Source organism: Kitasatospora sp. NPDC028055 (assembly GCF_040637885.1).
Taxonomy (GTDB): Bacteria; Actinomycetota; Actinomycetes; order Streptomycetales; family Streptomycetaceae; genus Kitasatospora.
This window is the reverse complement of record NZ_JBEZXE010000001.1, coordinates 758,779-771,487: the sequence shown is the minus strand read 5'-3', so window position 1 is coordinate 771,487 and position 12,709 is coordinate 758,779. Positions and strand designations below refer to the sequence as shown.

Below are 12,709 nucleotides of genomic sequence, written 5' to 3'. Positions count from 1 at the left end.
AGGGCGGACGCTGGGTAACGTTCTCGTGAGGGACGCCGTCGGAACAGGATCACCACCTGCCACGCAGTAGGTGCGCACACCCACGCGCGCCCCGCGAGGCGGTGACCGGACCGGTCACCGGCGACCCCGGGCGGCCGGACAGACCGAGGAGTGAACGTGACCGTCAAAAGCACGGCGAGGACCCGCAAGAAGGCGGCTCCCGCTGTTCCTGACACCCTCCGCGCCACGGGGACGGACGCCCAGCCGGAGCTCGTCCAGCTGCTCACGCCGGAAGGCGAGCGGGTCGAGCACCCGGACTACCCCCTCACCACCACCCCCGAGGAGCTTCGCTCCCTCTACCGCGACCTGGTGCTGGTGCGCCGGTTCGACGGCGAGGCGACCTCGCTCCAGCGCCAGGGCGAGCTGGGCCTGTGGGCCTCGCTGCTCGGCCAGGAGGCCGCCCAGGTCGGTTCCGGCCGGGCCATGCGCCCCGGTGACTACGCCTTCCCGACCTACCGCGAGCACGGCGTCGCCTGGTGCCGCGACGTCGACCCGTTGAACCTGCTCGGCATGTTCCGCGGCGTGAACCACGGCGGCTGGGACCCGAACGAGAAGAACTTCCACCTCTACACCATCGTGATCGGCGCGCAGACCCTGCACGCCACCGGCTACGCGATGGGCATCACCAAGGACGGCACCGACGACGCGGTGATCGCGTACTTCGGCGACGGCGCGTCCAGCCAGGGCGACGTCAACGAGGCCTTCACCTTCGCCTCGGTCTACAACTCGCCGGTGGTGTTCTTCTGCCAGAACAACCAGTGGGCGATCTCCGAGCCCACCACCACCCAGACCAGGATCCCGCTGTACCGCCGCGCCTCCGGCTTCGGCTTCCCCGGCGTCCGGGTCGACGGCAACGACGTGCTGGCCTGCCTCGCGGTCACCCGCTGGGCGCTCGACCACGCCCGCAGCGGCAACGGCCCGGTGCTGATCGAGGCCTTCACCTACCGGATGGGCGCGCACACCACCTCCGACGACCCCACCCGCTACCGGGCCACCGAGGAGACCGAGGCCTGGAAGGCCAAGGACCCGATCCTGCGGCTGCGCACCCTCCTGGAGAAGGAGGGCCTGGCGGACGAGGAGTTCTTCGCCTCCGTCGACGCCGAGAGCGAGCAGCTGGGGCTGCGGGTGCGCGAGGGCGTGCGCAGCATGCCGGACCCGGACCCGACGCTGATCTTCGACCACGTGTACAGCGAGCCGCACGCGCTGGTCGATCAGGAACGGGCCGAATACGTCGAGTACGCGGCCTCCTTCGAGGCGGGGGAGAACCACTGATGGCCGGTCAGAGCATCGCCAAGGCGCTCAACGACGCGCTGCGCAAGTCGCTGGAGAACGACCCGAAGACCGTCCTGATGGGCGAGGACATCGGCAAGCTCGGCGGCGTCTTCCGGATCACCGACGGCCTGCAGAAGGACTTCGGCGAGGACCGGGTGATCGACACCCCGCTGGCCGAGTCCGGCATCATGGGCACCGCGATCGGCCTCGCGCTGCGCGGCTACCGCCCCGTCGTGGAGATCCAGTTCGACGGTTTCGTCTACCCGGCCTTCGACCAGATCGTCTCCCAGCTGGCGAAGATGCACGCCCGCGCGCTCGGGCACGTCAAGATGCCGGTCACCGTCCGCATCCCCTACGCGGGTGGCATCGGCGCGGTCGAGCACCACAGCGAGTCGCACGAGGCGTACTTCGCGCACACCGCCGGTCTGCGGGTGGTCACCCCGTCCAACGCGCACGACGCGCACTGGATGCTGCGGCAGGCCATCGAGTCCGACGACCCGGTCATCTTCCTGGAGCCCAAGCGGCGTTACTGGGACAAGGGCGAGGTCGGCGCCGCCGCCGACCTGGGGCTGCACCAGGCCCGGATCGTCCGCCCTGGCACCGACGCGACGCTGATCGCGTACGGCCCGATGGTCAAGGTCTGCCTGGAGGCCGCCGCGGCCGCCGAGGAGGACGGCCGCCGACTGGAGGTCGTCGACCTGCGCTCGCTCTCCCCGGTGGACTTCGCCGCCCTGGAGGAGTCGGTCAAGCGCACCGGGCGGGCCGTCGTGGTGCACGAGGCCCCGGTCTTCCTGGGCATGGGCGCCGAGCTGGCCGCCCGGCTCACCGAGCGGTGCTTCTACCACCTGGAGGCACCGGTCCTGCGGGTCGGCGGCTACTACGCGCCGTACCCGCCGTCCCGCGTCGAGGAGGCCTTCCTCCCCGACCTGGACCGCGTGCTCGACGCCGTCGACCGCGCGCTCGCGTACTGATACCGGGGAGCGTAGATGACCACCGAAGTTCGCTCGCTCCGCGAGTTCAAGATGCCCGACGTGGGCGAGGGCCTCACCGAGGCCGAGATCCTCAGCTGGTACGTCAAGCCCGGTGACACCGTCACCGACGGGCAGGTCGTGTGCGAGGTGGAGACCGCCAAGGCGGCGGTGGAGCTGCCGATCCCGTTCAACGGGGTCGTCGAGCAGCTCTTCTTCCCCGAGGGCGCGACGGTCGACGTCGGCACCGTGATCATCTCGGTGGCGGTCGCCGGGGAGGCGGGGGCCGCTCCGGCCGCCGTGCCCGCGCCCGTGCCCGCGCCCGCGCCCGCTGTCGCCGCGGCTGCGGAGCCGGCCGCCGAGGCCGAGCCGGAGCGGCGGGAGGTGCTGGTCGGGTACGGCCCGCGCACCGGCACCGCCCAGCGCCGAGCCCGGCGGACCGGTGCGGCCACCGGTACGGCCGCTGGTACGGCGAAGGCCGCGGCTCCGGCTGCTCCGGTCCTTCCGGCTGCCGCCCCGGTTCCGGCCGCTCCGGCCGCGTCCGTCGAACTGCCCGCCGGTGAGCGGCCGTTGGCGAAGCCGCCGGTGCGCAAGCTGGCCAAGGACCTGGGCATCGACCTGCGGTCCGTCACCCCGACCGGTGTGGGCGGGGTGATCACCCGCGATGACCTGCACGCCCACGCCGCGGCCCAGGCCGCTCCGGCCGTCCCGGCCGTCGAGCCGGTCGTGGCCGAGGCCGTCGAGGCCGTGGCGGCTCCGGTGCCGGTGTCCGGTTCGGGCGACGTCCGGGTGCCGATCAAGGGCGTCCGCAAGGCGACCGCGCAGGCGATGGTGGCCTCGGCCTTCACCGCCCCGCACGTCACCGAGTTCGTCCAGGTCGACGTGACCCGCACGATGAAGTTCGTCCGCAAGCTCAAGGAGAGCGGCGAACTGGGCCGCGACGTCCGGGTCAGCCCGCTGCTGCTGGTCGCCAAGGCGCTGCTGGTGGCGATCAAGCGGCACCCGGAGATCAACGCCCAGTGGGACGAGGCGGCCCAGGAGATCGTGGTCAAGGGCCAGGTGAACCTCGGCATCGCCGCGGCCACCCCGCGCGGCCTGATCGTCCCGAACATCAAGGACGCCGGGTCCAAGACCCTTTCCGGCCTGGCGACTTCGCTCGGCGAGCTGGTCGAGACCGCCCGCCAGGGCAAGACCTCGCCGGCCGACATGCAGGGCGGCACGGTCACCATCACCAACGTCGGCGTCTTCGGCGTCGACACCGGCACCCCGATTCTCAACCCGGGCGAGGCGGCCATCCTCGCCTTCGGCGCGGTCCGGGAACTGCCGTGGGTGCACAAGGGCAAGGTGGTCCCGCGCCAGGTCACCACGCTCGCGCTCTCCTTCGACCACCGCCTGGTGGACGGGGAGTTGGGCTCCCGGGTGCTGGCCGACGTGGCCGGGCTGCTGGAGTTCCCGAAGCGCCTGATCACCTGGGGCTGACGCCCCCGGAGACATGACGAAGGGGCCCTGCTCCGCACCGCCGTGCGGACCAGGGCCCCTTCGTCGTACCCGCCCGGCGACTACCGCTGGCGGCGGAGGCGCCGGACGGCGAGCAGGACACCGCCGCCGATCGCGAGCAGCACGGCGGAGGAGGTGGCGAGGAAGGCGTTGGTGGAGGAGGCGCCGGTGTGGGCGAGCTCCGGGGTGCCGGCGGGCGCGGTGGTGGCCGGTGCGGCGGACGGGGTGGCGGTGGGGGCCTTGGCGGGCTCGGTGGCCTTGGCGGGGGTGCGGTCGGCGGCCGGCTCGGCCAGGGCGGCGGGCCTGGCCTCCTTGGTCGGCGCGGGCTTCGGCTTGGCCGGTGCGGTGGGCCCGGTGGTCTCGGCGGAGGCCTGGCGTACGACCTTGACCGTCGTCATGGCACCCGAGAAGTTGGCGCCGGCGCCGTACACCTGGAGTTCCTTGACGTCCTTGGGGGCGTCGGCCGAGATCGAGACCCGGAACAGGTAGCGGCGGGCGTGGCCGACCGTGAGCGGCTCGGCGACGGACTCCAGCCCGGTGGCGTGGATGGCCGGGTCGCAGCCGCCCGCCATGGTCAGGTGCTTCCACTGGCCGTGGTCCATGACGTCCACGCTGACCTGGGACGGCTTGGGGGTGGCGCCGCTCGGGTTGAAGAGCCCGAAGCCGGCAACGGCCTTGTGGAAGTCGGCCTTGCTGAAGTTCGCGATCTCCACCCCGAACTCGGCCTTGGGGCCGCCGATGGTGATCGTGGCCGGGGTGGGGCTGATGAACGCGGACTTCGCACCGGGGCCGTGCAGGTCGAAGTCGTTGTCCTGGGCGACCTCCTGGGAGACCGGGGCGGTGGCGACGCCGTCCCCGCAGGCCCAGCCGGTGTCGGCGGCGATGAACTGGACGCCGCCGGCGAGGACGGTGGTGGCGGCGAGGACGGCGATGCGGCGGCGGCCGGAGAAGGCGCGGTCGTTCTTCGCAAAACGGTTGATAACGGACGTACGCATGACGTGACTCCCCAAGGTCATGAGCCTGACGGTGTGTTGGATGAAGACGACCGGCTCCGCTCCTGGTGAGCGGAAGCGCCCCCCGGCTCCGCCGGTCTCGCTCTCCGTGCCTTCACCCTGATAGACGTCCATCCCCGCCGGGGGTTGCAGGTGGATCGAAAAGTTTTTTCGGCGGCTCCCGCAGGGCGGTTTCGGGATACTGCCGGAATGACGGATGAGCTGACGATTCGACCGGAACAGACGGCGGCCGGGGACGGCGAACGTCGGTCGCTGCGGCGGGACGCGTCGGTGCCGGCCTTGCTGGCGGGGCTGGTCTGCGTCGCGGTGTCGTTCTCCGGGCCGCTGGTGGTCGTGCTCGCGGCGGCTGCCGCCGGGCGGCTGGACCCGGCGCACACCACCTCCTGGATCTGGGCGGTGGCGATCGGCAGCGGGGTGAGCGGCTTCGCGCTCAGCTGGTGGACCAGGACGCCGGTGATCACCGCCTGGTCCACGCCGGGGGCGGCGCTGCTGGTGACCAGTCTGGGCCACTACCCGTACCGGGAGGCGATCGGGGCGTTCCTGGTGAGCGCGGCCGTGGTGGCGCTGTTCGGGGTGACCGGGTGGTTCGGCCGGCTGATCGCGGCGGTGCCGGTGGGGATCGTGAACGCGATGCTCGCGGGCATCCTGTTCTCCTTCGGCGCCGGCATCTTCGGTGCCGTGCACGGCGCTCCGGTGCTGGTGGTGGGCAGCTTCGCGGCCTTCCTGCTGGCCAAGCGGTTCACGCCGCGGTACGCCGTGCTGATCGCGCTGGTGGTCGGCGGGGTGCTGGCGGCACTCACCGTCGGGCTGCCGCTGCACCTGGGCTCGGGCGGTCCGACCGTGCCGGTGCTGACCGCGCCGGCGTTCTCCTGGTCGGCCCTGGTGGGGCTGGCGCTGCCGCTCACCATCGTCACCCTGGCCTCGCAGAACGCGCCCGGACTCGGGGTGATGCGGGCCTTCGGCTACCGGGCCGACGACCGGCTGCTGATCGGTGCGACCGGGGCGATGTCGGTGCTGGTGGCGCCGTTCGGCTCGCCGGGGGTGAACCTGGCGGCCATCACGGCGGCGATCTGCTCCGGCCCGGAGGCCCACCCGGACCCGCGCCGCCGGTACGTCGCGGGGATGTCCTCGGGCGTGCTGTACGTGCTGGTGGGCAGCTTCGGCGGGGTGCTGGTGAGCCTGTTCACCGGGCTGCCGAAGGAGCTGATCGCGGTGATCGCCGGGGTCGCGCTGCTGGCCTCGCTGCAGGGCAGCCTGGCGGCGGCGGTCTCGGCGGAGCGCGGGCGGGACGCGGCGGTGGTGACCTTCCTGGCGAGCGCCTCGGGGATGAGCCTGTTCGGCATCGGCTCGGCCTTCTGGGGGCTGCTCTTCGGGCTCGGGACGCACCTGGTGCTGGAACTGGGCAGGGCGCACCCGGTGAGCCCTGCGGGAGGCCCGCCGGGAGCCCGGGGGTGAGCCGCCGAGATTCATTGGTATGACAGGTACAACGGGAATCGTTCGGCCAGGTCGGTGACATTTTCTTCGGCCGGTGGGGGCGACACGCCGGTGCGGGTACGTCTCCGCTCCACCACCCGGGCGACACCGGGTGACCGGAGCCCCGAGGACGCACCCGTATGCCTGCTGGCAACCCTGGCCGTCTCGTCCGGAGTCTGGCCGCCCTCGTACTGGTGTCCACCGCCGTACTCCCGGCCGCCCTGGAACTCGTCGGCCCCTCGCCGTTCGGCGTGATCGGGGCGGGCGCCCCCGTCGACCGGGCGGTCCCCCCGCACACCGCCCTCCGCGCCGACCAGCGGACGCTCGCGGCCGCCCCGACCTTCGACATACGCCGCACCGGGGACCCGGCCAACCGGATCACCCTGGTCCTGCTCGGCGACGGCTACACGGCGGACGAGCAGGAGACGTTCCGGCAACAGGCCGACAAGGCCTGGCACGCGCTGATGGACATCGAGCCGTTCCGCACCTACCAGGGGTTCTTCAACATACGTCGGGTCGAGGTGGTCTCCCCGACCTCCGGGATAGCCGAGACCGAGAGCCGCGGCCGCCACCCCACCACCCCGCTGGGCATGCACTTCTGGTGCGAGGGGACCGCCCGGCTGCTCTGCGCCGACGAGGGCGCCACCGCCCGCTACGCCGGGGACAGCACCGGCCCGCAGTACCTGATCGCGCTGGCCAACTCGGTCGAGTACGGCGGCGCCGGGGGCACCGGGGTGACCACCCTGGCCGGGGGCAGCCCGGACGCCGGGCGGATCATCCAGCACGAGATCGGCCACACCGTGGGGGACCTCGGCGACGAGTACGACAGCGCCCCGGACGACGCCGACTACCCGAACCTCTCCACCCTCAACGCCGAGGACATGCTCAAGAAGCAGACCAAGTGGTGGCGCTGGCTGGGCGCCGTCTCGCCGGACGGCGCCGGCGTCGTCGGGGCGTACCGCAGCGCCAACGGCCTCTACCGGCCCACCCCCGACTCCGTGATGCGCACCCTGGGCAGTGCCTACAACCTGCCCTCCCGCGAGGCGATCGTCGAGGAGCTGTACCGCAAGGTCCGGCCGACCGACGCCCCCTCGCCGCCGCCCGGCGAGGTCGCCGGGCTCCCCCGGCTGGACGTCCGGCCGCTGCCGCTGACCGGCGCCCGGCAGCTGACCGTGGACTGGAAGGTGGACGGCGCCCCGGCCGCCCCGCAGGCCGTGGACGGGGGCCGGCTGGACACCGCGCTGCTGGGCCTCGCCCCGGGCCGGACGGCGACCGTGACGGCGACCGTCCGGGACACCACGGACTGGGTGCGGGACGAGGCCTTCCGGGACCGCTACATGACCCGGTCGGTGTCCTGGACGGTCACCGGCTGAGAGTCGGCGGGTTGCCGGCCGGTCGCCGGTCGCCGGTCGCCGGTCGCTGGTCGCCGGCCGGGGTTCGCGAGCTCACACCGCAGGGAGCTGGGCGTCCAATCATGGGATGACTAGTCTGGACGGACTATGACCGTGGAGCCCGCTCGTTCAGCCGCGTCCCTGTCCGTCCCCGCTCCTCGATCCGCCGTCGAGCCGCCGACGGCCGGGGCCCCCGTACCGCCCGGCGGCCGCGCGGCCTGGCTGGCCTGGTCCGTCGGCGTCAGCGTCTACGTCCTGGCCGTCATCCACCGCACCAGCCTCGGCGTGGCCGGACTGGACGCGGCCGAGCGCTTCGGCATCGGCGCCTCGGCGCTGTCCACCTTCTCGATCCTCCAGGTGCTGGTCTACGCGGCCATGCAGGTCCCGGTCGGCCTGCTGGTCGACCGGTTCGGGCCGCGCCGGGTGCTGCTGCTCGGCGTGCTGCTGCTGAGCACCGGCCAGCTGGCCTTCGCGTTCAGCTCCTCCTTCGCCCCGGCGCTGGCCTCCCGGGCGGTGCTCGGCTGCGGCGACGCGATGACCTTCATCAGCGTGCTGCGGATCGCCGCCCGGTGGTTCCCGGCGGCGAAGAACCCGTTCGTCGCCCAGCTGACCGGCCTCGCCGGGATGGGCGGCAACCTGGTCACCACCGTGGTGCTCGCCCAGGCGCTGCACAGCGAGGGCTGGACGCCCACCTTCACCGCGATCGCGCTGCTCGGCGTGGCGGTGTTCGCCCTGGTCGCGCTCTTCCTCAAGGACGCGCCGGCGGTCGTACGACCGGTCGGGCCGCCCGCCGCCCGCCCGAAGGTCCGACGGCAGATCCAGGACTGCTGGCGGGAGCCGGGCACCCGGCTGGGCCTGTGGATCCACTTCACCACCCAGTTCCCCGGCAACGCCTTCGGCCTGCTCTGGGGCATGCCCTACCTGATCGAGGCCCAGGGCATGTCCCGGGGCGAGGCCGGCGGGCTGCTGACCCTGCTGGTGCTCTCCAACATGTCCTTCGGCTTCCTCTTCGGCCGACTGCTCTCCCGCTCCGCCCGGGCCCGGATGCCCATCGTGCTCACCGTCGTCGCCACCACCGCGTCCGGCTGGGCGCTGGTGCTCGCCTGGCCCGGCGGGCACCCGCCGATGTGGCTGCTGATCGGGATCATCCTGGTAATGGGCAGCAACGGCCCCGCCTCACTGGTCGGCCTGGACTACGCCCGCACCCGCAACCCGGCCGAACGGCTCGGCACCGCCTCCGGGATCGTCAACATGGGCGGCTTCATCGGCACGATGATCACCCTGTTCGGCATCGGCGTGCTCCTGGACGCCCTCTCCCCGTCCGGCGCCGGCGCCTACTCCGCCGACGCCTTCCGCTGGGCCTTCTGCTGGCAGTACGTGCCGCTGGCGCTGGGGACGGCGATGATCCTGCGGCTGCGCCGGAGGCTTGCGGCGGCGGATGCGTAGGGTTTCCGACCTGCGGAAATGCCGCTAACCATCATTGAAAGTGATGGTTAGCGGCGGGATCAGCGGCCGTACTCCCTCATCAGCTCGGCGATCTGCGGCGCGGTTCCGTAGATCCGGGCCCCGTGCATCTCCACGGTCAGGGTTCCTTGCCGTGGCACTCGGCTGGGTTGGGGCTTCGCCGCTTTCCGCAGGCGGATCAGGTCCACCAGCTTCAACTTCGGGCACCCCGGGACGATCCGGCTGCCCCGGATGCCGACCCGCTCCCCGCCCGGGCAGGCGGGCATTGGGTTTCCTCGACCTCATGATGAGGAGATAGAGCCCCGCCTCGCTGATGAGGCTCAGAGATGGATCTCCACGGACGGATCCATTCCCACCTGCGGAAACGTCGTATGAGTGAGTTGAACTCACCCATACCGAGCGCATGTCGATGGTCCCGCCGGGTGGTGCGCGCCGGTTGGGCCGGGTGCGCCGATGGGCGTCAGATGGTGACGGCGAAGTTGGCCAGCACCCGCTCGGCCAGCTCCTTGTCGCCCTCGACGCTCACCGGCCCGGGTCGGCCGCGGCCGCAGGCGAGGCGGACGTAGGTCTCCCAGTCCATGGTGAGCTGGACGTCGGGGGCCAGGCTGATCGACTCGTCCACGCTGCCGCGCCCGGTGGCGTCCACCCGGACGGTGCGCAGGAACTCCACCGGGCCGGTCACGTCCAGCACCAGGGCCGTCCCGGCCGGCGCGCCGGCGGTGTGGGCGACGGCCTTGGGCAGCAGCTCCAGCAGCACGTCCCGGGCGATCAGGGCGCCGGGGGAGTCCAGGTTGCCGGGGGTGTCGAGGGCCCGGCGCAGGTCCTGCTCGTGCACCCAGACGTCGAAGGCCCGCATCCGCAGCAGCTGGTGGTACGGCACGTCCGTGGCCAGCGGGCCGGCCGGCCAGCGGACCGGCTCCCCGGGCGTCTGCTTGGCGTTCCGCAGCGCGCGGGAGCGGCGGATGATCGTGTACTCCAGCTCGCTGGTCATCTCCAGCGCGGTGTGGCAGCGGCGCTTGTCGACGGGCAGTTCGACGTAGCGGGCGAATTCGGTGGTCACGTGGCGAAGGTCACGCGGCAGCGAGTGGATCGGGCGGGGGTCGCCGAGCAGCTCGGACTCGACCGCGATCACGTGCGAGACGACGTCCCGGACCGACCAGCCGGGGCACTCGGTGGCCCGGTTCCAGGAGCCTTCGGGGAGGGGGGCGACCAGCTCCGATATGGACTCGATGCTCTGGGTCCACGCCTCCGTGTAAGCCTGCACGGTCTGGTTGTCCGTCACGGGAATCTCCGGCCCTCCGTCAGCTTTCCTACGCTCGGCGCCCGGCCGTCGCGGTCGGCCGGGATGGTCCGGCTTCCGGGCGCGCACGCTAACCGCACGTTACGCTGCCGGGAGACAGCTGGGCAGCGCTTTCGGGTGACGATCGTAGGTCTCTTGCCGTGGACGGTGGTACTGTGCGCGCTTCATTGATCCAACTCGCGGTCTCCGACGCCGAGCCGGCCGCCGAACGGCGGGCCCGGGCCGCGTCGTTGGTACGGGCCCAGCAGGGCGCCGACCTGGTGGTCCTGCCGGAGTTGTGGCCGCTCGGCGGCTTCGCCCACGACCTCTGGTCGGAGGGTGCCGAGACGCTCGACGGGCCCACCTCGGACGCGATGGCGGCCGCCGCCCGGGCCGCCGGGGTGTGGCTGCACGCCGGTTCGATCGTCGAACGCGACCCGGACGGTCCGATCTACAACACCTCGATGCTGTTCGCCCCGGACGGCGAGCTGGTGCACACCTACCGCAAGATCCACCGCTTCGGCTTCGACAGCGGCGAGGCGGTGGTGATGGGCGCCGGGCAGGAGATCGTCACCGCGCCCACCGAGTTCGGCACCCTGGGCCTGGCCACCTGCTACGACCTGCGCTTCCCGGAGCTGTTCCGGGCCCTGCTGGACGCCGGGGCCCAGCTGCTGGTGGTCCCGGCGGCCTGGCCGGCCAAGCGGCGCGAGCACTGGACGCTGCTGGCCCGGGCCCGGGCGGTGGAGGAGCAGGCCTTCGTGCTGGCCTGCAACACCGCCGGGACGCACGCCGGGGTCGAGCAGGCCGGGCACAGCATCGTGGTGGACCCGTGGGGCCGGGTGCTGGCCGAGGCGGGGGCCGCCGAGGAGGTGCTGACCGTCGAGTTCGACCCGGCCGAGGTGGGTCGGGCGCGCGAGGAGTTCCCGGTGCTGCGGGACCGTCTGCTGGGCATCCCGGCGCCGGTCCAGCGGTAGGCACGGGCGGGGGGCACGGGGTCCGGGAGGGTTGGTTCGTACCTGTTCCGGGTCCGTTTGAGAAGATGAGCACTCGTCGTGTTCCCCGCCGCCGGTCGGCCGGTCCGTCGCGGGTCGGTACGGTGGCCCGCCCCAGGAGGTCGCGCGCATGTCCGGCACCGGCGCCGGCGACACCCCCCGCCCCGTCATCCAGCGCAACAGCCTGCGCGAGCAGATCGCCGGTGCGCTCCGCGAGGAGATGATGGCCGGCCGGCTGGAGGCAGGCCGCAACTTCACCGTCAAGGAGATCGCTGAGCTGTACGGCGTCTCCGCGACCCCGGCCCGCGAGGCGCTGGTCGACCTCGGCGCCCAGGGGCTGCTGCGGACCGAGCACCACCGCGGCTTCACGGTGCCGGAGCTGGGCTGGGAGGACTTCCTGGAGATCTTCGAGGCCAGGGTGCTGCTCACCGACAGCTTCTACCGCCAGTTCGCCACCCGCCGGTCCCTGCCCGACCTCACCCGGCTGCCCTCGCTCAGCCGCCGGGCCGACGCGGCGGTGCGGGCCGCCCGGGCCGGGAACCTGGACGTGATGGTGGGCTGCGACCGCCGGTTCTGGCAGGAGGTCTCCGCCCTGCTCGGCAACCGCCGGATCGCGGAGTACCTGGACTGGCTGCGGGTGCAGTCCTGGATGTTCGCCGCGCGCTACCTGCGGGCGATGCCCACCCTGGGCGGGGTCTGCTGGGACCGCCACCCGGACCTGGTCGAGGCGATCGGGGCCCACGACCTGCACGGGGCGCACCGGATCATCTGCGAGTACAACCTGTTCACCGTCCGGCTGCTGGCCGGGCTGGCCGGGCGGCCGCTGGAGTCGGTGACGGTGCTCGGGCTGCTCACCGAGGTCGCGGACGGCGAGCCGCTGCCCGTCCCGGTGGAGCCGCCCGCGCCGCAGTCGGCGTGGCACCGGTCCCACCGCCTCCCGGCGGACCGGCCGACGGACCGGCCGGCGCCGGCCCCCGCGCCGGACGCCGTACCGGAGCCCGGGGCCGCTCCGGAGCCCGGGGCGGCCCGGGGCGGGCGGCCCCGACGGGGTGACGAGGTCGGCCGTGAACTGGGCCGTGAGCTGGGACTCGGCCTCGGTCTGGTGCCGCAACCGCGCTGGGTTCCGCACACCAGGTTCGGCCGGCGGCTGCCCGAGTCGCCCCCCGAGACTCCGCAGGGACGGCCCGGTCCGCGCCCGGCCCCGGGCCGGTAGGGTGGGCGGGCGTCGGACCGGCCGCCCGCACGGGCCGTCCGGGTACCGACCCCGCCCCCGTCGTCGCCCCGCCCCGCGGGCGATCCCGCCGTCCGGAGAGGAACTGCC

At 73.0% G+C, this 12,709-nt stretch carries 11 protein-coding genes; 8 read left to right on the top strand and 3 right to left on the bottom strand.

What is annotated here, in order from left to right:
• Window positions 1-156: 156 nt before the first annotated feature.
• Genes pdhA through AB0F71_RS03735 form a run of 3 tightly spaced genes read left to right on the top strand, consistent with a single transcriptional unit; the run spans window position 157 to window position 3,758 of the window.
• On the top strand, window positions 157-1,311 hold the full coding sequence (pdhA, locus tag AB0F71_RS03745; protein WP_360227528.1) for a pyruvate dehydrogenase (acetyl-transferring) E1 component subunit alpha: 1,155 nt from the start codon (window positions 157-159) through the stop codon (window positions 1,309-1,311).
• Window positions 1,311-2,282, top strand: a complete 972-nt coding sequence (locus AB0F71_RS03740) for an alpha-ketoacid dehydrogenase subunit beta (protein WP_360227525.1) — start codon at window positions 1,311-1,313, stop codon at window positions 2,280-2,282. The genes pdhA and AB0F71_RS03740 overlap by 1 nt, the downstream gene beginning before the upstream one ends.
• 15 nt (window positions 2,283-2,297) lie before the next feature.
• Window positions 2,298-3,758, top strand: a complete 1,461-nt coding sequence (locus AB0F71_RS03735) for a dihydrolipoamide acetyltransferase family protein (protein WP_360227522.1) — start codon at window positions 2,298-2,300, stop codon at window positions 3,756-3,758.
• A gap of 80 nt (window positions 3,759-3,838) precedes the next feature.
• Here AB0F71_RS03735 and AB0F71_RS03730 read toward each other — a convergent pair whose 3' ends face one another.
• On the bottom strand, window positions 3,839-4,771 hold the full coding sequence (locus AB0F71_RS03730) for an LAETG motif-containing sortase-dependent surface protein (RefSeq protein ID WP_360227519.1): 933 nt from the start codon (window positions 4,769-4,771) through the stop codon (window positions 3,839-3,841).
• Window positions 4,772-4,978: 207 nt separating this feature from the next.
• Between AB0F71_RS03730 and AB0F71_RS03725 the strand changes: the two genes are divergently transcribed.
• From AB0F71_RS03725 to AB0F71_RS03715, 3 genes are all read left to right on the top strand, one after another.
• Window positions 4,979-6,244: a benzoate/H(+) symporter BenE family transporter gene (locus AB0F71_RS03725; protein ID WP_360227516.1), complete on the top strand. Its 1,266-nt coding sequence runs from the start codon at window positions 4,979-4,981 to the stop codon at window positions 6,242-6,244.
• A 158-nt stretch (window positions 6,245-6,402) separates the two neighbouring features.
• Window positions 6,403-7,635 carry a M64 family metallopeptidase gene (locus tag AB0F71_RS03720; RefSeq protein WP_360227513.1) on the top strand — a complete coding sequence of 411 codons (1,233 nt, stop codon included), beginning with the start codon at window positions 6,403-6,405 and terminating at the stop codon, window positions 7,633-7,635.
• Window positions 7,636-7,761: 126 nt separating this feature from the next.
• The gene (locus AB0F71_RS03715; protein ID WP_360227510.1) at window positions 7,762-9,099 is read left to right on the top strand and encodes an MFS transporter; all 1,338 of its coding nucleotides are present in this window, start codon (window positions 7,762-7,764) and stop codon (window positions 9,097-9,099) included.
• Between the two features lie 59 nt (window positions 9,100-9,158).
• Here the strand turns inward: AB0F71_RS03715 and AB0F71_RS03710 are convergent, their stop codons facing one another.
• Window positions 9,159-9,383: a hypothetical protein gene (locus AB0F71_RS03710; RefSeq protein WP_360227507.1), complete on the bottom strand. Its 225-nt coding sequence runs from the start codon at window positions 9,381-9,383 to the stop codon at window positions 9,159-9,161.
• 194 nt (window positions 9,384-9,577) lie between these two features.
• Window positions 9,578-10,399, bottom strand: coding sequence for a maleylpyruvate isomerase family mycothiol-dependent enzyme (locus AB0F71_RS03705; RefSeq protein WP_360227504.1), 822 nt, complete (start codon window positions 10,397-10,399; stop codon window positions 9,578-9,580).
• Window positions 10,400-10,572: 173 nt separating this feature from the next.
• Here AB0F71_RS03705 and AB0F71_RS03700 point away from each other — a divergent pair, with 173 nt between their 5' ends.
• Both AB0F71_RS03700 and AB0F71_RS03695 read left to right on the top strand, forming a co-directional pair.
• The gene (locus AB0F71_RS03700) at window positions 10,573-11,370 is read left to right on the top strand and encodes a carbon-nitrogen family hydrolase (RefSeq protein WP_360227501.1); all 798 of its coding nucleotides are present in this window, start codon (window positions 10,573-10,575) and stop codon (window positions 11,368-11,370) included.
• 148 nt (window positions 11,371-11,518) lie between these two features.
• Window positions 11,519-12,601, top strand: a complete 1,083-nt coding sequence (locus tag AB0F71_RS03695) for a GntR family transcriptional regulator (protein ID WP_360227498.1) — start codon at window positions 11,519-11,521, stop codon at window positions 12,599-12,601.
• The last annotated feature ends 108 nt before the right edge of the window (window positions 12,602-12,709 follow it).